Origin of the sequence: Salmonella sp. SAL04157 (assembly GCF_046551635.1) — a bacterium.
Classification (GTDB): Bacteria; Pseudomonadota; Gammaproteobacteria; order Enterobacterales; family Enterobacteriaceae; genus Salmonella; species Salmonella enterica.
In genome coordinates, this window is sequence record NZ_JBGDVS010000002.1 from 57764 (window position 1) to 78540 (window position 20777).

Annotated in this window: 14 protein-coding genes; 9 read left to right on the forward strand and 5 right to left on the reverse strand. The window is 52.4% G+C overall.

The window, feature by feature from the left end:
* Positions 1–231 precede the first annotated feature (231 nt).
* From ldtD to ACLJRE_RS03745, 3 genes are all read left to right on the forward strand, one after another.
* Positions 232–2079, forward strand: coding sequence for a L,D-transpeptidase (gene ldtD, locus ACLJRE_RS03735; protein ID WP_000925894.1), 1848 nt, complete (start codon positions 232–234; stop codon positions 2077–2079).
* Between the two features lie 259 nt (positions 2080–2338).
* On the forward strand, positions 2339–2887 hold the full coding sequence (locus ACLJRE_RS03740; RefSeq protein ID WP_000357052.1) for a YcbK family protein: 549 nt from the start codon (positions 2339–2341) through the stop codon (positions 2885–2887).
* Between the two features lie 27 nt (positions 2888–2914).
* Entirely contained in the window at positions 2915–3562 is a 648-nt protein-coding gene (locus tag ACLJRE_RS03745) for an MBL fold metallo-hydrolase (protein WP_001109471.1), read from the forward strand.
* 61 nt (positions 3563–3623) lie between these two features.
* Here the strand turns inward: ACLJRE_RS03745 and aspC are convergent, their stop codons facing one another.
* The 4 genes from aspC to pncB all read right to left on the reverse strand — a co-directional run bounded on the left by aspC (position 3624) and on the right by pncB (position 9468).
* Positions 3624–4814, reverse strand: coding sequence for an aspartate transaminase (gene aspC, locus ACLJRE_RS03750; RefSeq protein WP_000462653.1), 1191 nt, complete (start codon positions 4812–4814; stop codon positions 3624–3626).
* Between the two features lie 184 nt (positions 4815–4998).
* Complete coding sequence (gene ompF, locus ACLJRE_RS03755) at positions 4999–6090, reverse strand: porin OmpF (protein ID WP_000977709.1); 1092 nt, start codon at positions 6088–6090, stop codon at positions 4999–5001.
* Between the two features lie 606 nt (positions 6091–6696).
* Positions 6697–8097, reverse strand: coding sequence for an asparagine--tRNA ligase (gene asnS, locus ACLJRE_RS03760; RefSeq protein ID WP_000117867.1), 1401 nt, complete (start codon positions 8095–8097; stop codon positions 6697–6699).
* Positions 8098–8265: 168 nt separating this feature from the next.
* Positions 8266–9468 (reverse strand): nicotinate phosphoribosyltransferase, encoded by a 1203-nt coding sequence (gene pncB, locus ACLJRE_RS03765; RefSeq protein WP_000191405.1) that lies wholly within the window; start codon positions 9466–9468, stop codon positions 8266–8268.
* A 266-nt stretch (positions 9469–9734) separates the two neighbouring features.
* Between pncB and pepN the strand changes: the two genes are divergently transcribed.
* The 3 genes from pepN to zapC all read left to right on the forward strand — a co-directional run bounded on the left by pepN (position 9735) and on the right by zapC (position 14273).
* A complete protein-coding gene (gene pepN / locus ACLJRE_RS03770; RefSeq protein WP_000193768.1) occupies positions 9735–12347 on the forward strand; it encodes an aminopeptidase N in 2613 nt (870 codons plus the stop codon).
* A gap of 207 nt (positions 12348–12554) precedes the next feature.
* Positions 12555–13565: a quinone-dependent dihydroorotate dehydrogenase gene (pyrD, locus tag ACLJRE_RS03775; protein ID WP_000291723.1), complete on the forward strand. Its 1011-nt coding sequence runs from the start codon at positions 12555–12557 to the stop codon at positions 13563–13565.
* A gap of 165 nt (positions 13566–13730) precedes the next feature.
* The gene (gene zapC / locus ACLJRE_RS03780; protein ID WP_001220671.1) at positions 13731–14273 is read left to right on the forward strand and encodes a cell division protein ZapC; all 543 of its coding nucleotides are present in this window, start codon (positions 13731–13733) and stop codon (positions 14271–14273) included.
* Here the strand turns inward: zapC and ACLJRE_RS03785 are convergent.
* Positions 14270–15379 (reverse strand): YcbX family protein, encoded by a 1110-nt coding sequence (locus tag ACLJRE_RS03785; RefSeq protein ID WP_023212160.1) that lies wholly within the window; start codon positions 15377–15379, stop codon positions 14270–14272. The genes zapC and ACLJRE_RS03785 overlap by 4 nt on opposite strands.
* Before the next feature lie 98 nt (positions 15380–15477).
* Between ACLJRE_RS03785 and rlmKL the strand changes: the two genes are divergently transcribed.
* From rlmKL to pqiA, 3 genes are read left to right on the forward strand one after another with little or no spacing between them, the layout of a single operon-like run.
* Complete coding sequence (gene rlmKL / locus ACLJRE_RS03790; RefSeq protein WP_001086481.1) at positions 15478–17586, forward strand: bifunctional 23S rRNA (guanine(2069)-N(7))-methyltransferase RlmK/23S rRNA (guanine(2445)-N(2))-methyltransferase RlmL; 2109 nt, start codon at positions 15478–15480, stop codon at positions 17584–17586.
* A 12-nt stretch (positions 17587–17598) separates the two neighbouring features.
* Complete coding sequence (locus ACLJRE_RS03795) at positions 17599–19506, forward strand: ABC transporter ATP-binding protein (RefSeq protein WP_000053043.1); 1908 nt, start codon at positions 17599–17601, stop codon at positions 19504–19506.
* Positions 19507–19520: 14 nt separating this feature from the next.
* Positions 19521–20774 carry a membrane integrity-associated transporter subunit PqiA gene (pqiA, locus tag ACLJRE_RS03800; protein ID WP_000333143.1) on the forward strand — a complete coding sequence of 418 codons (1254 nt, stop codon included), beginning with the start codon at positions 19521–19523 and terminating at the stop codon, positions 20772–20774.
* Positions 20775–20777: the final 3 nt, after the last annotated feature.

A 20777-nucleotide genomic window follows, 5' to 3' on the forward strand; every position in this document is an offset into this window, starting at 1 on the left:
CGGCGAAAGCCGCCTTTTTCTTTATCTGAAAAATCTCTCCGGGTAGTGCATTTTCTTTAAACTTCTTTACATTAGGTTAGGCAAAAACGTAACGAACTTTATATACTGGAGTTAAGCCTGACGAGTGAGCAGGCTGACTCGTCATACTAAACAAAAGCATCGGTTGAGGTTGACCCGCGCTGCGGGCAGCACAGTCATGCGGAGTATGATAACGAAAACAGGGGGCAAGGGATGTTGCTTAACAAGATGTGTGGTCGTTGTCTGTCGGCAATCAGTTTATGCCTGGCCGTAACATTCGCTCCACTGTTCAATGCGCAGGCCGATGAGCCTGAAATGATACCTGGCGATAGCGCCGTTGCCGCGACGGATCAGGCTGGGCCGCAGAAGCAATCCGCCGCGACGGCGATTATGGCCGGGATTCAGCCGCTGCCGGAGGGCGTTTCAGCCGAGAAAGTCCGGGCTGATTTACAGTCGCAGCTTCCTTCCGGCTATACGCCGGTCTATATGAGCCAGCTAACATTGCTGTATGCCGCGCGCGACATGAAGCCCATGTGGGATAATCGCGATGCGGTGAAAGCCTTCCAGCAACAGTTGGCGGAGGTGGCGATTGCCGGATTCCAGCCGCAGTTTACCGCCTGGGTGGCATTGTTGACCGATCCCGCCGTAAACGGTATGGCGCGCGATGTTGTGTTGTCAGACGCCATGATGGGCTATCTCCATTTCATTGCGAATATCCCCGTCAAAGGCCAGCGCTGGTTATATAGCAACAAACCTTACGCATTGGCGACGCCGCCAGTCTCGGTGATTAACCAGTGGCAAATCGCGCTGGAAGAGGGGCAGTTGCCGATGTATATCGCCAGCCTGGCGCCGCAGCATCCACAGTATGCGCCCATGCATGACGCGCTACTGAAGCTGGTGGCGGACTCTCGCCCGTGGCCGCAGTTGACCAATACCGCGACGCTGCGCCCGGGGCAATGGAGTAACGATGTGCCTGCGCTGCGCGAAATATTACAGCGTACGGGGACGCTGGATGGCGGTCCAAAGATAGCCTTACCCGGCGATAACACTGCTGATAGCGCCGTCGTCAGCCCCTCCGCCGCGGTAGTCGAAACATCGGTGGCGCAGCCGGTCGACGAACAAACGGCCCGCCGTAGTAAGTCGGCTCCGGCGGCACGCGCCTACGATCGTGAACTGGTCGAGGCGGTAAAGCGTTTTCAGGCATGGCAAGGGCTGGGGGCGGATGGCGTTATTGGCCCGGCGACGCGTAACTGGCTTAATATGACCCCCGCGCAACGCGCAGGCGTACTGGCACTGAATATCCAACGTTTACGCCTGCTGCCGGCGGAACTCTCTACCGGTATTATGGTAAACATTCCCGCTTATTCGCTGGTCTACTATCAGAATGGCAACCAGGTGCTGGCTTCGAGGGTGATCGTCGGGCGTCCTGACCGTAAAACGCCGATGATGAGCAGCGCGCTGAATAATGTGGTGGTGAACCCGCCGTGGAACGTTCCGCCCACGCTTGCGCGTAAAGACATTTTACCGAAGGTGTGGAATGACCCAGGCTATCTGGAGCGCCATGGCTACACCGTGATGCGCGGCTGGAACAGCAAAGAAGCGATCGATCCGTGGCAGGTTGACTGGGCCACCATTACGCCATCGAATCTTCCGTTCCGTTTCCAGCAGGCGCCAGGCGCGCACAATTCGCTGGGGCGTTATAAATTTAATATGCCGAGTTCAGATGCGATCTATCTGCACGATACGCCCAACCATACTCTCTTTCAGCGTGACGCCAGGGCGTTAAGTTCCGGCTGCGTGCGGGTCAATAAGGCCTCTGAACTGGCGAATATGCTCTTGCAGGATGCTGGCTGGAACGATGCGCGGATCTCAGGCGCCCTGAAGCAAGGCGACACGCGGTATGTCAATATCCGGCAGAACATTCCAGTAAATCTTTACTATCTGACCGCGTTTGTCGGCGCAGATGGACGTATGCAATATCGTACAGATATTTACAATTACGATCTCACAGCGCGATCCAGCGCACAAATTGTGCCAAAGGTTGAACAATTAATCAGGTAAATGAAGAAGTTCTGGTAAATATGTTGTCCTAATGTTTGGCTTCAACGGGGCGTTTCGCTGTAGACCCCCGTTGTGGCTGGGGGAGGGCCATCTTGACGCGGGCTTTATCGGCAGTTAAGGTGCCTTTCGTGCGCCAGAAGTGCATATACAACAACCTTTAAGTCGACCGGGCCGTTCAGAAGTCTGTGCCAGCCGGTATCATGTCTGCTTAAAGGTAGAAGTGTATTAACGATAACATTGACCTGTAGACCTGATTATCATGGACAAATTTGACGCTAATCGCCGCAAGCTGCTGGCGCTTGGTGGTGTCGCTCTCGGCGCCGCCATCCTGCCCGCGCCAGCGTTTGCCACACTCTCGACCCCACGCCCGCGCATTTTGACGTTAAACAATCTCCATACCGGAGAGTCAATCAAGGCGGAGTTTTTCGATGGAAGAGCCTATATTCAGGATGAATTAGCAAAGTTAAACCATTTTTTCCGTGACTATCGCGCGAATAAAGTCCGATCAATCGATCCCCGCCTGTTTGACCAACTTTACCGACTTCAGGGGCTGTTAGGGACGCGTAAACCTGTGCAGCTCATCTCGGGCTACCGTTCTCTTGATACCAATAATGAATTACGCGCCCGTAGCAGCGGCGTAGCGAAAAAAAGCTACCATACAAAAGGGCAGGCGATGGATTTTCATATTGAGGGCGTGGCGCTGAGCAATATTCGCAAAGCGGCGTTATCTATGCGCGCAGGTGGTGTAGGATATTACCCACGTAGTAACTTTGTGCATATTGATACCGGGCCGGCGCGGCACTGGTAATCAGCGAGGCTTAATCAAAGGAGCAGTATGAACTATCGTATTATTCCGGTCACCGCGTTCTCCCAGAACTGTTCATTAATCTGGTGCGAACAAACCCGGCTGGCGGCGCTGGTCGATCCGGGCGGCGACGCGGAAAAAATTAAACAGGAAGTGGACGCCAGCGGCGTGACGTTGATGCAAATTTTACTCACGCATGGGCATCTCGATCATGTCGGCGCGGCGAGTGAACTGGCGCAGCATTACGGCGTTCCTGTTATCGGTCCGGAAAAAGAAGATGAGTTCTGGCTGCAAGGACTGCCGGCGCAAAGCCGCATGTTTGGTCTGGATGAGTGTCAGCCGCTGACGCCTGATCGCTGGTTGAACGACGGCGATCGCGTCAGCGTGGGGAATGTGACGTTACAGGTGTTACATTGTCCGGGACACACGCCGGGACACGTGGTTTTCTTTGATGAACAGTCGCAACTGCTGATCTCCGGCGATGTGATTTTCAAAGGTGGCGTCGGGCGCAGCGATTTTCCTCGCGGCGATCACACCCAGTTGATTGACGCTATTAAGCGTAAATTATTGCCGCTTGGCGATGATGTGACCTTTATTCCTGGCCACGGCCCGCTCTCTACGCTCGGGTACGAGCGTCTGCATAATCCCTTCCTGCAAGATGAGATGCCGGTCTGGTAAGCAGAATGAAAAAGCCTGCAATGTGCAGGCTTTTTTATCGGTCACGCCAGTCGGCAGCTTTTTACAGTACCGCGACAATGGCTTCGCACAGCGGCGCCATATTATCCGGGGTCATGCCCGCCACGTTCACGCGACCAGAAGCCACGGCATAAACGCCGAACTCTTCACGCAGACGCAGCACCTGATCTTTGGTCAGACCGCTGAATGAGAACATCCCGTTCTGCTTGATAATAAAGCTGAAGTCACGGTTCGCGCCTTTTTCCTGCAAGGTATTCACGAACAGTTGACGCATACGCTGAATACGCTGGCGCATATCCGTCAGTTCCTGTTCCCAGATAGCGCGCAGGGCGTCATTACTCAGGATAGTCGCGACGATGGACGCGCCGTGCGCTGGCGGGTTGGAGTAGTTAGCGCGAATGGCGGATTTCATCTGGCTAAAAGCGCGATCCACGGTTTCCGCATCGGCGGCAACGAGGGTGCAGGCGCCGACTCGTTCATTATATAAGCCGAAGTTTTTGGAGTAGGAGCTGGCGACAATGAGCTCTTTATGCAGCGCGGCAAAGGCGCGCAGACCTTCCGCATCTTCTTCCAGGCCGCGGGCAAAGCCCTGGTAAGCGAAATCGAATAGCGGCAGCCACCCTTTTTCAACGGAAAGCTCAGCCAGAACCTGCCACTGTTCCAGAGTAGGGTCAATGCCGGTTGGGTTATGACAGCAACCGTGGAACAGAACCACATCGCCGGCCTGAGCTTCGCTCAGGCTGGCTTGTAACGCTTCAAAATCCAGCGTGTGATTTTCCGCATCGTAGTAAGCGTACTCCCGAACTTCCAGGCCGGCAGCGTTAAACACGCTTTTGTGGTTCGGCCAGCTGGGGTTGCTCACCCACACCCGTTTTACCGGAGTATTTTTTGCCAAAAAGTCGGCGGCAATGCGTAACGCGCCGGTACCGCCCGGCGTTTGCGCCGTGCGTGCGCGCTTATCGTTAATCAGCGCGCTGCCTTTGCCGAACAGCAGTTCCTGAGTGCAGCGAGCAAATTCCGGAATCCCGTCAATGCCGAGATAGTTTTTCGTCGTTTCATTTTCCAGTAAATACTGCTCGGCTTTTTTAACGCTGGTGAGCACCGGTGTTTTGCCGGTTTCATCTTTATATACGCCAATGCCAAGGTTAATTTTCCCTGGACGGTCATCGGCGCGAAACAGATCGGCCAGGCCCAAAATCGGGTCGGCAGGAGCGGCGGTTATGTTCTCAAACATGACGAGGTTCCATTATAGTTACAGAAGGGAAATCCGCTATCAGGTTAACGGCAGATTTACAAAATGCCAACCGTTAGCGCTAAAAAGCCCGCCTGTTTTTGAAAGACGCACATTTTCTCTAAGAGAGATAAAAAAACAGGACCGAAGTCCTGTTTTTGAGGCATAAAACAAAGGGGTCTGCTGATCAGAACTGGTAAGTAATACCGACAGCCGCCTGATCGTCGGTGCCAACGTAGCTGGAGCTGTAGTCGTTTTCGTCCAGCAGGTTGAAACGGTAGTCAACCCATACGTTCATGTTTTTGTTGAAGTAGTAAGTCGCGCCCGCCTGAATATATTTCGCCAGATCGGCCGAGCCGTCGGCGCCGTTCAACTGCTTACCTTTACTCTGCACATACGAGATTGCCGGACGCAGGCCGAAGTCAAACTGGTACTGAGCGACCACTTCCAGGTTCTGCGTTTTGTTTGCCATTTCCACGGTATCGGTAACCGTATTTTCAACAATGCTCATATTGCGGGTTTCAGCATATACGGCAGCCAGGTAGACGTTGTTTGCATCATATTTCGCGCCAACGGCCCATGACTCTGCGCGATCGCCATTACCATCGCGATCCTGCTGATCGTTAGTACGCTTGCTGTTGCTGTACGCTGCGGTGACGCCAAAGCCGTCGAACTCATATGCCATGGTGTAACCTACGCCATCGCCATTCTGAGAGTTAATGCTGTGGTTGTCCTGATTTTTACCCTGATACTGGATACCGAAAGAGAGACCGTCCACCAGACCAAAGAAGTCAGAGTTACGGTAGGTCAACAAACCGCCAGCACGGCTGGTCATGTAGTTATCAGTATAGGCGCCGCCCCAGGTTTCGCCGGAGAAGTAGGGGGCCATATCGGTATAGGATTCAACATCGTAAACGATACCGTAGTTACGACCATAATCGATTGAACCCACTTCCGCGTATTTCAAACCCGCGAAAGCCAGACGGACCAGATTCGAGTTCTGCTGTTCGCCTTCAGCGCGGTCTGCTTTAGTACGGTATTCCCACTGACCGAAACCGGTCAGATCGGTGTTAATCTGCGTTTCCCCTTTAAAACCAATCTGGGCATAAGTCTGGTCGGCATTTTTGCTATCGCCGGTCGTTGTCCATACGTGACGACCCACGGCTTTACCGTACAGATCCAGCTTATTACCATCTTTATTATAAATTTCTGCTGCGTTTGCGGTTGCAGCAGCCAGCAGGGCAGGGATCACCGCTGCCAGGATTTTGCGCTTCATCATTATTTATTACCCTCATTGGTTTTTTTATATGACACCTGCCACTGCCGTCAATAAATTCCGTCAATAAAACTTTACAGAAATATTGATGAGAGTTTGGTGTCTTTATGTGTCTGACAGGCATCTTTCCATTCAAACTAACGTTTCGCTACCGTGAAAGTGCTACAAATATAAAGATTTAGTTTCAAAAGGAAAAAATATGTAAACAAATGTTATTTTCGCGGAACTTTGTGAACAACGTCAAACTTCCCCTGAGTTCTCGCTTTGATTTGATCATTTTTCTTTTATCACTATGATTTTATTGTAATTATTGGCTTGTAGAACCGTTGTGCCTGAAAAAGCAGCAGACGAGCCATTTCATAAAAATAGCCATTTAGAAGTCTTGATGTCTGAAATTATGGTGAAAAATTGTGCTATTAGAACAGAAAAATCTAATCCGCAATAAAATTAAGGATTAATTTTTATGTGTAAATATTTTCGTGAAATATACAGTAACAAGATGTGGTAATTCAGAGGGTTGTAATTAAATTTATTTACTTATTGATAATAAAACTGACATTCAGGCGAAAAAAAAGGCCAGCATAGCTGGCCTTGAGTGTGACGTAAAAATCAGAAGCTGGCGTTGCGTGGGGTCCGTGGGAACGGAATAACATCGCGCACGTTTTGCACACCCGTGACGTAAGCGATAAGGCGTTCAAAGCCCAGGCCAAAGCCGGAATGCGGTACAGTACCGTAGCGACGCAAGTCGCGATACCACCAGTAATCCTCTTTATTCAGCCCCATTTCGGCCATACGGGCATCCAGCACATCCAGACGCTCTTCACGCTGGGAACCACCGATGATTTCGCCGATTCCCGGCGCCAGCACATCCATGGCCGCCACGGTTTTGCCATCTTCGTTAAGGCGCATGTAAAATGCTTTAATTTCCTTCGGATAGTTTTTCACCACTACCGGCGCTTTGAAATGCTCTTCCGCCAGATAACGTTCGTGTTCGGAAGAGAGGTCGACGCCCCAGAACACCGGGTTTTCAAATGTCTTACCACAGCGTTCCAGAATGGCGACCGCATCGGTGTAATCCACCTGAGCGAAGTCGGTAGAGACAAAACGCTCCAGACGAGCGATAGCGTCTTTATCCACGCGTTCGGCAAAGAACTTCATATCATCCGCACGCTCTTCCAGAACCGCCTTGAAGACATATTTCAGCATGGCTTCCGCCAGACGGGCGTTGTCTTCCAGATCGGCGAACGCCACTTCCGGCTCCAGCATCCAGAACTCCGCCAGGTGGCGGCTGGTGTTGGAATTTTCCGCGCGGAAGGTCGGCCCAAAAGTATAGATTTTGGACAGCGCACAGGCATACGTTTCACCGTTGAGCTGGCCGGAGACGGTCAGGAATGATTCTTTGCCAAAAAAGTCTTTGTCAAAATCTACTCTGCCCTGGTCGTTACGCGGCAGGTTTTCCAGATCCAACGTTGAGACGCGGAACATTTCGCCAGCGCCTTCGGTATCGGAAGCGGTAATCAGCGGGGTAGAGACCCAAAAGAAACCCTGCTCATCGAAGAAGCGATGCAGCGCCTGCGCCAGAGTATGGCGGACGCGCGCTACCGCGCCAATCAGGTTGGTGCGCGGGCGCAGATGCGCGACCTCACGCAGATACTCAATGCTATGGCGTTTTGCCGCCATCGGGTAGGTATCCGGATCTTCCACCCAGCCTGCGACCTCTACTTTCGTAGCCTGGATTTCGAAACTTTGCCCCTGTCCCGGCGACGCGACAACCTTACCTGTTACTACTACGGAGCAGCCTGTCGTCAGGTGTAATACTTCTTCATTATAATTGGGCAGAGAATTATTAATGACAGCCTGTACAGGATCAAAGCAGGAGCCGTCATAAACGGCGAGGAAGGAGATGCCAGCTTTTGAATCTCGGCGGGTACGCACCCATCCGCGCACGGTGACTTCTTGGTCAACGGCTACGCGGCCTTGGAGTACGTCGGCTACAGGCACAACGCTCATAATATTCTCTCTGTTAATAGTCGGAAAAAATAAACACTTGTCCACCCGAAATGGGGGTATTCCTATGTTACCTGGCATCTGCAATCAGACAAGCAGAAATCGCAGCTGAAGTGAAAGATTTCGGAAATAAACCTGAAAAAGGAGCCCAGGCAGGCTCCCTGGAAAGAATTAACTGGCTTTGCGGATCTGCGGGAGATCAAAGGCTTTACGCAGCGCGCGCACAAACGCTTTATCATGACAGATCGTTTTACCGGGGCTGTCGGAAAGTTTAGCCACCGGCTTTCCGTTACATTCCACGAGTTTAATCACAATATTGAGCGGTTTTACCTGAGGGATATCGCAGGTCAGGCGGGTACCGATGCCGAAGCTTAACTGCACGCGAGAGGCGAAATGGCGATAGAGCTCGACCGCCTTTTGCAGATCAAGGTTATCTGAAAAGACCAGCGTTTTTGTCAGCGGATCAATCCCCAGCTTTTCATAATGGGCAATCGCCTTTTCGCCCCATGCGACAGGGTCTCCTGAGTCGTGGCGTAACCCCTGATAACGGCTGGCGAATTCAATGCCGAAATCGCGTAAAAACGCATCCATTGTAATGCAATCTGTCAATGCGATACCAAGCTGGTCCGGATATTCGTTAAGCCAGGCGGCCAACGCGGCACGCTGGCTGGTCGCCAGGTCCGGACTGATTTGTTGATGCGCCTGGAACCATTCGTGCGCCTGAGTGCCCATCGGCGTCAGCGCCAGGCGACGCGCGAGATCATAGTTGCTGGTGCCGACGAACCATGACTCCTGCTGGAGACGTTTAACTATCGCCTGCTGCACTTCACGAGAGAAACGGCGGCGGGTGCCGAAGTCCATCAGGTGGAAGCGGGACATATCGAGATTGGCGGTTAACGCAGTGAAATCAACCAGCTTACTTTCCAGCGCGTCGAGCGCCTGATCAACGCCCGCGTTTGGCGAGCGGTAGTGATGAACCAGCTCACTGATCACGGCCAGCAGCGGCACTTCCCACATAATGACTTCACGCCACGGGCCGGTTAAGCGAATATTCAGCTTGCCGTTATCGTTGGTGACACAGACTTGAGCTGGGTTATAGCGAAACTCGCGTAACCAGTTCAGATAATCCGGTTTAAAAAAGGGCAGGCCGGAGAGCCACTGGAACTCGTCCTCCTGGAGGCGCAGGTGCTGCATCGCGTCCACCTGCTCGCGAATAGCATCGGCATAAATACCCAGCAGGTCGTCGCCACGGCAACGAAACTCAGCCGCTACCTGCACATCATAGTAGTGGTGAAAAACGGCTTGCTGCATATGCAACTTATAAGCATCTGTATCCAGCAACGAGTGCAGAACAGGAGAAGCGAATTGTGTCATAGGTGCGCTGTTGCGTCCTCTCACGGGAGCGTTTAGTACAATAAACAACTAAGAAAACCGCTGGAGTATACCTTGTTTAGCGATTTATTGAACCCCGATCACACCATAAGCTGTCTTTAGGGTCGAGCGCATTTCGTGCCCCATGTTATAAAAATGTAGCAAAGAGGCCGTTTGTGCCTGAAAAGATGAACATTCTGCGTAGCGCGATTTGCGCAACAGGAATAGACTGGAGTCGACACTCTACACAAAGATGCGAAAGGTTTTTTATGACACAACAGCCACAAGCCAAATACCGCCATGACTATCGCGCGCCGGATTACCAGATTACTGATATTGACTTGACCTTTGACCTCGATGCCGAAAAAACCGTGGTCACCGCAATAAGCCAGGCTGTTCGTCATGGCGCGCCTGATGCGCCTCTTCGCCTTGATGGGGAAGATTTAACGCTGGTATCTATCCACGTCAACGATGCGCCGTGGACAGCATATAAGGAAGAAGAGGGCGCGCTTATCATCCGCGACCTGCCAGAGCGTTTTACGTTACGCATTGTCAACGAGGTAAGTCCGGCGGCGAATACGGCGCTGGAAGGATTGTACCAGTCCGGCGATGCGCTCTGTACCCAGTGTGAAGCGGAGGGCTTCCGCCATATTACCTGGTATCTTGACCGCCCGGACGTACTGGCGCGATTTACCACCAAAATTATTGCCGATAAAAGCAAATATCCCTTCCTGCTCTCCAATGGCAACCGTGTTGCGCAGGGCGAACTGGAGAATGGCCGTCACTGGGTTCAGTGGCAAGATCCGTTCCCGAAACCGTGTTATCTGTTTGCGCTGGTGGCCGGTGATTTTGACGTGCTGCGCGATACCTTTACCACCCGCTCCGGGCGTGAAGTCGCGTTAGAACTGTACGTTGACCGTGGCAATCTGGATCGCGCGCCGTGGGCAATGACCTCGCTGAAAAATTCCATGAAATGGGATGAAACGCGTTTTGGGCTCGAATATGACCTCGACATCTATATGATTGTCGCGGTGGATTTCTTTAATATGGGCGCGATGGAGAATAAAGGTCTCAATATCTTTAACTCCAAATACGTGCTGGCGCGAACCGATACCGCGACGGATAAAGATTATCTCGATATTGAGCGCGTGATAGGTCATGAGTATTTCCACAACTGGACCGGCAACCGCGTCACCTGCCGCGACTGGTTCCAGTTGAGCCTGAAAGAGGGGCTAACCGTGTTCCGCGATCAGGAGTTTAGCTCTGATTTGGGGTCACGCGCGGTGAACCGCATCAGTAACGTGCGTACCATGCGCGGTTTACAATTCGCGGAAGACGCCAGCCCGATGGCGCATCCTATCCGCCCGGATAAAGTAATCGAAATGAATAACTTCTACACCCTCACCGTTTATGAAAAGGGTGCGGAAGTCATTCGCATGATCCACACGTTGCTGGGTGAGGAAAATTTCCAGAAGGGGATGCAGCTTTATTTTGAGCGCCATGACGGCAGCGCCGCGACGTGTGATGACTTCGTACAGGCGATGGAAGATGCTTCTAATGTCGATTTGTCCCATTTCCGCCGCTGGTACAGTCAGTCCGGCACGCCGATTGTAACGGTAAAAGATGATTATAATCCGGAAACCGAGCAGTACACGTTGACCATCAGCCAGCGTACTCCGGCGACGGCGGATCAGGCGGAGAAGCAGCCGCTGCATATTCCATTCGCCATTGAACTGTACGATAACGAAGGCAACGTCATTCCGTTGCAAAAAGGCGGTCACCCGGTCAATGCCGTGCTGAACGTCACGCAGGCGGAGCAGACATTTACCTTCGATAATGTCTACTTCCAGCCTGTTCCGGCCTTGCTGTGCGAGTTTTCAGCGCCGGTGAAACTGGAATATAAATGGAGCGATCAGCAGTTGACGTTCCTGATGCGCCATGCGCGCAATGATTTCTCCCGTTGGGATGCGGCGCAAAGCCTGCTGGCCACATACATTAAACTGAATGTGGCGCGTCATCAGCAGGGGCAACCGCTATCGCTTCCGGTGCATGTCGCTGATGCGTTCCGTGCAGTACTGTTGGATGAGAAAATCGATCCGGCGTTGGCCGCAGAAATTTTAACGCTGCCTTCGGCCAATGAAATTGCGGAGCTGTTTGAGGTCATTGACCCGATCGCCATTGCGCAAGTTCGTGAAGCGCTAACGCGTACGCTGGCGGCAGAACTGGCGGATGAGTTCCTGGCTATCTATAACGCCAATCATCTGGATGAGTATCGTGTTGATCACGGCGATATCGGTAAGCGCACGCTGCGCAATGCTTGCCTGCGCTTCCTGGCGTTTGGTGAGACGGAGCTGGCTAATACGCTGGTCAGCAAACAGTATCGCGACGCCAATAATATGACCGATGCGCTGGCGGCCCTGTCTGCTGCGGTGGCGGCGCAGTTGCCGTGCCGCGATATGCTGATGCAGGAGTATGACGATAAGTGGCATCAGGACGGCCTGGTGATGGATAAATGGTTTATCCTGCAATCCACAAGCCCGGCGGAAAATGTACTGGAAACCGTACGCAGCCTGCTCAAACACCGTTCTTTCAGTATGAGCAACCCGAACCGCATCCGTTCATTAATTGGCGCATTTGCTGGCAGCAACCCGGCGGCGTTCCATGCGCAAGACGGTAGCGGATACCAGTTCCTGGTCGAGATGCTGACCGATCTGAATAGCCGTAACCCGCAGGTAGCATCTCGCCTCATTGAACCGCTGATTCGTCTGAAACGTTATGATGATAAGCGTCAGGAGAAAATGCGCGCGGCGCTGGAGCAGTTAAAAGGACTGGAGAATCTTTCCGGCGATCTGTACGAGAAGATAACTAAAGCGTTAGCCTGACAGTATCTGCTATAAAGAGGTAAGACATGCCCGGTAAGCGTTAGCGCTGCCGGGCATTTTTTTGCCGGACGATGACGCTCGCTGGCGAAACGTGAAGTGAGAATGAAGGAAAACGATTGCTATTTATTGCCGTAGGTCAATTCCCTTTTGCTTTGTTATCGCCCATAATACGCCCCCGGTTTGCACACCGGGAATCCAGGAGAGTTCATGTACTATCCCTTCGTTCGTAAAGCCCTTTTCCAGCTCGATCCAGAGCGCGCTCATGAATTTACATTTCAACAATTACGCCGCATTACAGGTACGCCGCTGGAAGCGCTGGTGCGCCAGAAAGTACCGACAAAGCCGGTTACCTGCATGGGACTTACCTTTAAAAATCCACTGGGGCTGGCTGCCGGTCTGGATAAAGACGGGGAGTGCATCGACGCGTTAGGCGCGATGGGGTTTGGCTCCCTGGAAATCGGCACCGTGACGCCGCGCCCACAGCCGGGTAACGATAAGCCGCGTCTTTTTCGTCTGGTGGATGCTGAAGGTCTGATCAATCGGATGGGCTTTAATAATCTGGGCGTCGATAACCTGGTCGAGAATGTTAAAAAAGCCCATTTTGATGGTATTCTGGGAATTAACATCGGTAAAAATAAAGATACGCCTGTCGAAAATGGCAAAGATGACTACCTGATTTGTATGGAAAAAGTCTATGCTTATGCGGGTTATATCGCCATTAATATTTCTTCGCCGAATACGCCAGGGCTACGTACGCTCCAGTATGGCGATGCGCTGGACGATCTGTTAACTGCCATTAAAAATAAGCAAAACGATCTTCAGGCGATCCACCATAAATATGTGCCGGTGGCAGTAAAGATCGCGCCGGATCTTTGTGAAGAAGAATTGATCCAGGTTGCCGATAGCCTGCTTCGTCATAATATTGATGGGGTGATTGCGACAAATACCACCCTCGATCGTTCTCTGGTACAAGGAATGAAAAATTGCCAGCAAACGGGGGGATTAAGTGGCCGGCCATTACAATTAAAAAGCACAGAAATTATTCGCCGTTTATCCCAGGAGTTAAAAGGACAATTGCCTATTATCGGCGTCGGCGGCATTGACTCAGTTATCGCCGCGCGCGAGAAGATAGCGGCAGGAGCTACGCTGGTACAAATTTATTCCGGCTTTATTTTTAAAGGCCCGCCATTGATTAAAGAAATCGTAACGCACATCTAAACTTTACCCTTTATCAGACAACCAGGGCTTTATTTCCGGCGCTGGTTGTTTTATATTTCTCCACTGTTGCTTATTTAGACATTTTAGGCTTTTATTATTGGGGTAATAAACGAAGCGGCGAAAGGACAATGCTGTTACGAGTTGCTTAAAAGCGGGAGAGAGGTAATGCGAATTAAACCTGACGATAACTGGCGCTGGTATTATGATGAAGAGCACGATCGTATGATGCTCGATCTCGCCAATGGTATGCTTTTTCGCTCGCGCTTCTCTCGTAAAATGCTTACGCCGGACGCGTTTTGCCCGACCGGTTTTTGTGTGGATGATGCCGCGCTCTATTTTTCCTTTGAAGAAAAATGCCGGGATTTCGAATTAACTAAAGAGCAACGCGCGGAGCTGGTGTTGAATGCGCTGGTGGCGATTCGCTATCTCAAACCGCAGATGCCAAAAAGCTGGCATTTTGTGGCGCATGGCGAAATGTGGACCCCGGGAACGGGCGATGCCGCAAGCGTCTGGTTAAGCGATACGGCGGAACAGGTTAATTTGCTGGTCGTTGAGCCGGGAGAAAATGCCGCGTTGTGTCTGCTGGCCCAGCCGGGCGTGGTGATAGCAGGCCGAACCATGCAGCTTGGCGATGCGATTAAAATTATGAACGACAGGCTGAAACCGCAGGTTCACTGTCACAGTTTCAGCCTTGAACAAGCGGTTTAATTTTCCAGTCGTAACGCGGTCTTAGGCACGCAGCTACAGCTCAGAATCGTACCATCGTCACCCATAGCCGATTTTTTCAGCGGACTTACTTCGCCTTCCAGCAAACGTATCCGGCAGCAACCACAGATACCAGCCCGGCAAGAATACGGAATACGAATTCCCTGATTCTCCAACTGTTCCAGTAGTACCTGTTGATTATTCCCGCAGAAGGTTTGCCCCTGCCAGTCGATGGTTACACTCGCGTCCGGGTGTTTCTCTGGCGTAACGCTGTCGTCGACCGTTGTGGTGCCATAAGCTTTTGCCGGGGCTGTCGCCAGAATCTCCACCTCATCGCCGACGCGAATGACGCCGCTATTGCGGGCAATCAGATTCTGACCGAAATCCACATCGCCATTGTCCTGGGCAGTACGAAAAGCTTGCAGTGTCGCCAGCGGTTCTCCGGAAGGATGTTTTTGCCCCTTTTCAGGGCTGACGGTCGTAAAAATACAGCGGCTACAGGGTTTCACGACGTCAAAAATCACATCGCCAATGCGAAGCACTTTCCAGCTATCTTCCTCCCAGGCCGCTACGCCGGAAACCACTAAGTTTGGGCGAAATTGTTCCATTTGTACGCCTGCCGGACAACGCTGTTGCAGATCGCGCAGCGAGGCTTCGTTGGTCAATAAATACGGGTAGCCATCGGCAAATCCCAGCGGCACCGCGTTATGCCGTTTAACCCGGCGCGTCAACTGCGGCCCAACCCAGCGCAACTGGACATCGCGGGAGAAAAAGCCGCTCAACCATTGATTAATCGCCGTCGGGGCGACGCGAGCGGTAAAATGGTTTCCCCAGACCTCGGTCGGCGCATCCTGCAGGGTGAAATCCGTAAAGCGAACCAGCGCGCTACTGCCGTCTGGCGCGGTCAAATGAAGGCCGTCGTGTAAGGGGGAGGGGGTAAAACGTACCATTTGTGGAAACTGGCGGGCGGTGATAAATGTGCCGTCAGGCTCGGTTATCATGAAGATGCGATCAAAAGCCAGGCCGCTGATATCTGCCAGCGCATGAGTCAGACCAATGCCGCGCATGGATTTGACCGGATGAATAAAGAGCCGTGATAACGTCGCCACCGTACAGTCCCTCAAATGAAAATAAGCCTTCAACTTTATGACATGGGCGTGAGATTAGCTATAATGCGCAACAATTTTCTTAGCGTAAAAGTGACAATATGAATTCTCTGTTTGCCAGTACGGCCCGCGGGCTGGAAGAGCTGTTAAAAACTGAACTGGAAAAACTGGGCGCCGTAGGGTGTCAGGTTGTTCAGGGTGGGGTCCATTTTCAGGGCGACACGCGGCTTATTTACCAGAGCCTGATGTGGAGCCGCCTGGCCTCGCGTATTATCCTGCCGATGGGTGAGTGCAAGGTCTACAGCGATCTCGATCTTTACCTCGGCGTTCAGGCGATAAACTGGACAGAGATTTTTAATCCTGGCGCGACGTTTGCGGTGCATTTCAGCGGCCTGAACGACACCATCCGTAATAGTCAGTATGGCGCGATGAAAGTTAAAGACGCGATTGTCGATGCATTTACGCGGAAAAATCTTCCGCGTCCAAATGTGGACCGCGAATCACCGGACCTCCGTATTAACGTCTGGCTGAATAAAGAAACTGCCAGCATTGCGCTGGATCTCAGTGGTGATGGCCTGCACCTGCGCGGTTATCGCGATCGCACCGGGCTGGCGCCAATTAAAGAGACGCTGGCGGCAGCGATTGTTATGCGTTCCGGCTGGCAACCAGGTACGCCGCTGCTCGACCCTATGTGTGGTTCGGGGACACTATTGATTGAGGCCGCGATGTGGGCGACCGATCGCGCGCCGGGCCTGCACCGTGGTCACTGGGGATTTAGCGGCTGGGCGCAGCATGACGAGGCTATCTGGCAGGAAGTGAAAGCCGAAGCGCAGACCCGGGCGCGTAAGGGACTGGCGGAGTATTCCTCTCATTTCTACGGTTCCGACAGCGATGCGCGCGTCATTGAGCGGGCGCGCAGCAACGCCCGTCGCGCCGGTATCGGCGAGCTTATCACCTTTGAAGTGAAAGATGTGGCGCAACTGAGTAATCCATTGCCGAAAGGCCCGTATGGTACGGTGATCAGTAACCCGCCTTACGGCGAACGTCTGGACAGCGAACCGGCGCTGATTGCGTTGCACAGCCTGCTGGGCCGTACCATGAAAAATCAGTTTGGCGGCTGGAACCTGTCGCTGTTCAGCGCTTCGCCCGATTTGCTGGGCAGCCTGCAATTACGTGCCGACAAACAGTTTAAAGCCAAGAATGGCCCGCTGGACTGCGTGCAGAAAAACTATCATATTGCGGAAACCACGGCGGACAGTAAACCGGCGACGGTGGCGGAAGATTACGCTAATCGCCTGCGTAAAAATCTTAAAAAGCTGGAGAAATGGGCGCGCCAGGAAGGGATTGAATGCTATCGCTTGTATGATGCCGACCTGCCGGAATATAACGTGGCGGTAGACCGTTACGGCGACTGGGCAGTGATTCAGGAATATGCGCCGCCGAAAACGGTGGATGCGCAAAAAGCGCGGCAACGTCTGTTCGATATTATTGCGGCAACCTTGTCAGTGCTCGGTATTCCGCCGAATAAACTGGTGTTAAAAACCCGTGAACGACAAAAAGGAAAAAACCAGTATCAGAAAATGAGCGAGAAGGGCGAGTTCCTTGAGGTCAGCGAATATAATGCGCGCTTATGGGTAAATCTGACGGATTATCTCGACACCGGTCTGTTCCTCGATCACCGTATTGCCCGCAGAATGCTGGGAGAAATGAGCAAAGGCAAAGATTTCCTGAATCTCTTTTCTTATACCGGCAGCGCCAGCGTACATGCGGGGCTGGGCGGCGCGCGCAGCACCACAACGGTGGATATGTCCCGCACCTATCTGGAGTGGGCCGAACGTAATTTGCGTCTGAACGGACTGAGTGGCCGCGCGCATCGCCTGATTCAGGCCGACTGCCTGGGCTGGCTGCGCGAGGCGAATGAACAGTTCGATTTGATCTTTATCGATCCGCCAACGTTCTCTAACTCAAAACGTATGGAAGAGTCGTTTGATGTTCAGCGCGATCATGTTGCGTTAATGAAAGATTTAAAACGCCTGCTGCGTAAAGGCGGCACCATCATGTTCTCAAATAATAAGCGCGGATTCCGTATGGATCTGGAAGGGCTGGCTGAGCTGGGGCTTACCGCACAAGAAATTACGCAAAAAACGCTTTCCCCGGATTTTGCCCGTAACCGTCAGATTCATAACTGTTGGCTGATCCGCGCCGCCTGAAAGGAAAAGTAAATGTCATTAATCAGTATGCATGGCGCATGGCTGTCGTTCAGCGACGCGCCGCTTCTCGATAACGCAGAGTTGCATATCGAAGATAACGAACGCGTCTGTCTGGTGGGGCGTAACGGCGCCGGGAAATCCACCTTGATGAAGATCCTCAACCGCGAACAGGGTCTGGACGATGGGCGTATTATTTATGAGCAGGATCTGATCGTCGCGCGTCTGCAACAGGACCCGCCCCGTAATATTGCGGGCAGCGTCTATGACTTTGTCGCCGAAGGTATCGAAGAACAAGCGGAATACCTCAAGCGCTATCATGAGATTTCCCGTCTGGTGATGACCGATCCCAGCGAGAAAAACCTCAATGAAATGGCGCGCGTACAGGAACAGCTCGATCATCATAATCTGTGGCAGCTGGAAAACCGTATTAATGAAGTGCTGGCGCAGCTTGGACTCGATCCTAACGCCGCGCTGTCGTCGCTCTCCGGCGGCTGGCTGCGTAAAGCCGCGCTGGGTCGGGCGCTGGTCAGCAATCCGCGCGTATTGTTACTGGATGAACCGACTAACCATCTGGATATCGAAACTATCGACTGGCTGGAAGGGTTTCTGAAAACCTTTAACGGAACGATTATTTTTATCTCTCACGATCGTTCGTTTATTCGCAATATGGCGACCCGCATTGTCGATCTCGATCGTGGCAAACTTGTCACCTATCCGGGAAATTACGATCAATACCTGCTGGAGAAAGAAGAAGCGCTGCGCGTAGAAGAATTACAAAACGCGGAATTTGATCGCAAACTGGCGCAGGAAGAAGTCTGGATTCGCCAGGGTATCAAGGCGCGCCGCACCCGTAATGAAGGGCGCGTGCGGGCGTTAAAAGCGATGCGTCGTGAACGCAGCGAGCGCCGGGAAGTGATGGGCACGGCGAAGATGCAGGTCGAAGAGGCGACGCGCTCCGGTAAAATCGTTTTTGAGATGGAGAATGTCGATTACCAGGTAGAAGGAAAACAACTGGTAAAAGATTTCTCCGCTCAGGTGCAGCGCGGCGACAAGATTGCGTTAATTGGCCCGAACGGCTGCGGTAAAACCACGCTACTGAAACTGATGCTGGGACAGCTTCAGGCTGACAGCGGGCGCATCCACGTAGGAACGAAGCTGGAAGTCGCCTACTTCGATCAGCATCGCGCCGAACTGGATCCGGAAAAAACCGTGATGGATAACCTTGCGGAAGGCAAGCAAGAGGTGATGGTAAACGGTAAGCCGCGCCATGTACTGGGCTATTTGCAGGACTTCCTGTTTCATCCCAAACGGGCGATGACGCCCGTTCGCGCGCTTTCTGGCGGCGAACGTAACCGTCTGCTGCTGGCGCGACTGTTCCTCAAGCCGAGCAATCTTTTAATTCTCGATGAACCAACGAACGATCTTGACGTCGAAACGCTGGAACTATTAGAAGAATTAATTGATGGCTATCAGGGCACGGTACTACTGGTCAGCCACGATCGGCAATTTGTCGATAATACAGTGACGGAATGCTGGATTTTCGAGGGCGGCGGCAAAATCGGACGTTATATCGGCGGCTACCATGATGCGCGTGCGCAGCAAGAGCAGCATCTGGCGACGAAACAGCCGATGGCGAAAAAAAATGAGGAAGTTATTGCCCCTAAAGCAGAAATTGTAAAACGTGGCAGTAGCAAACTAAGCTATAAACTGCAGCGCGAGCTGGAGCTGTTACCCGGTCAGCTTGAAGACCTGGAAGCGAAGCTGGAAGCGCTACAGGCGCAGGTTGCGGATGCGGCCTTTTTTAGCCAACCCCATGAGCAAACGCAAAAAGTTCTGGCCGATTTAAGTCAGGCGGAGCAAGAACTTGAGCAAGCCTTCGAACGTTGGGAGTATCTTGAAGGCCTGAAAAACGGGGCATAACGAAAGGAGCGCCTATGTGTGAACATCACCATGCTGCGAAGCACATATTGTGCCCGCAATGCGACATGCTGGTGGCTTTACCCCGCCTCTCGCATGGGCAAAAAGCAGCATGTCCACGATGCGGCGCAACGTTAACGACCGAGTGGGACGCGCCCCGGCAGCGTCCTACCGCCTATGCGTTAGCGGCACTATTTATGTTGCTGCTTTCTAACCTTTTTCCCTTCGTGAATATGAATGTCGCGGGCGTCACCAGCGAAGTCACGCTTCTGGAAATCCCCGGCGTCATGTTTTCTGAAGATTACGCCAGCCTCGGCACGTTCTTTTTATTATTTGTCCAACTGGTGCCGGCATTTTGCCTGGTGACCATTCTATTACTTGTCAACCGCGCCAATCTGCCGTTGTCGGTAAAAAAAACGCTGGCAAGGATCTTTTTCCTCCTCAAATCGTGGGGAATGGCGGAAATATTTCTCGCCGGGGTGTTGGTCAGTTTTGTTAAGCTGATGGCCTACGGCGATATCGGCATCGGCAGCAGTTTTATTCCCTGGTGCTTATTTTGTCTCGTTCAACTGCGGGCGTTCCAGTGTGTCGATCGCCGCTGGTTGTGGGATGATATCGCCCCGCAGCCTGCACTGGCGCAGCCGTTAACGCCGGGGATTACCGGTATCCGGCAGTCTTTGCGTTCTTGCGCCTGCTGCACGGCGATCCTGCCTGCGGAGAGTCTCGTCTGTCCGCGTTGCCATACGAAAGGCTATGTCCGGCGTAAAAACAGTTTGCAGTGGACGCTGGCGTTATTATTTACCTCGATCATGCTTTATCTGCCCGCCAATATTTTGCCGATTATGATTACCGACTTACTGGGCTCTAAAATGCCGTCGACCATTCTGGCTGGCGTGATTTTGCTGTGGAGCGAGGGGTCTTATCCGGTGGCGGCGGTTATCTTTCTCGCCAGTATTATGGTGCCGACGCTAAAAATGATCGCTATTGCCTGGCTTTGTTGGGATGCGAAGGGCCACGGTAAGCGCGACAGTGAACGGATGCATTTTATTTATGAAGTAGTGGAGTTTGTGGGGCGCTGGTCAATGATTGATGTCTTTGTCATTGCCGTACTCTCTGCGCTGGTGCGTATGGGAGGGTTAATGAATATTTATCCTGCGATGGGTGCGTTGATGTTTGCTTTAGTCGTCATAATGACAATGTTTTCTGCGATGACCTTTGATCCGCGTCTGTCGTGGGATCGTGAATACGAACCAGGCCATGAGGAGTCCTGATAG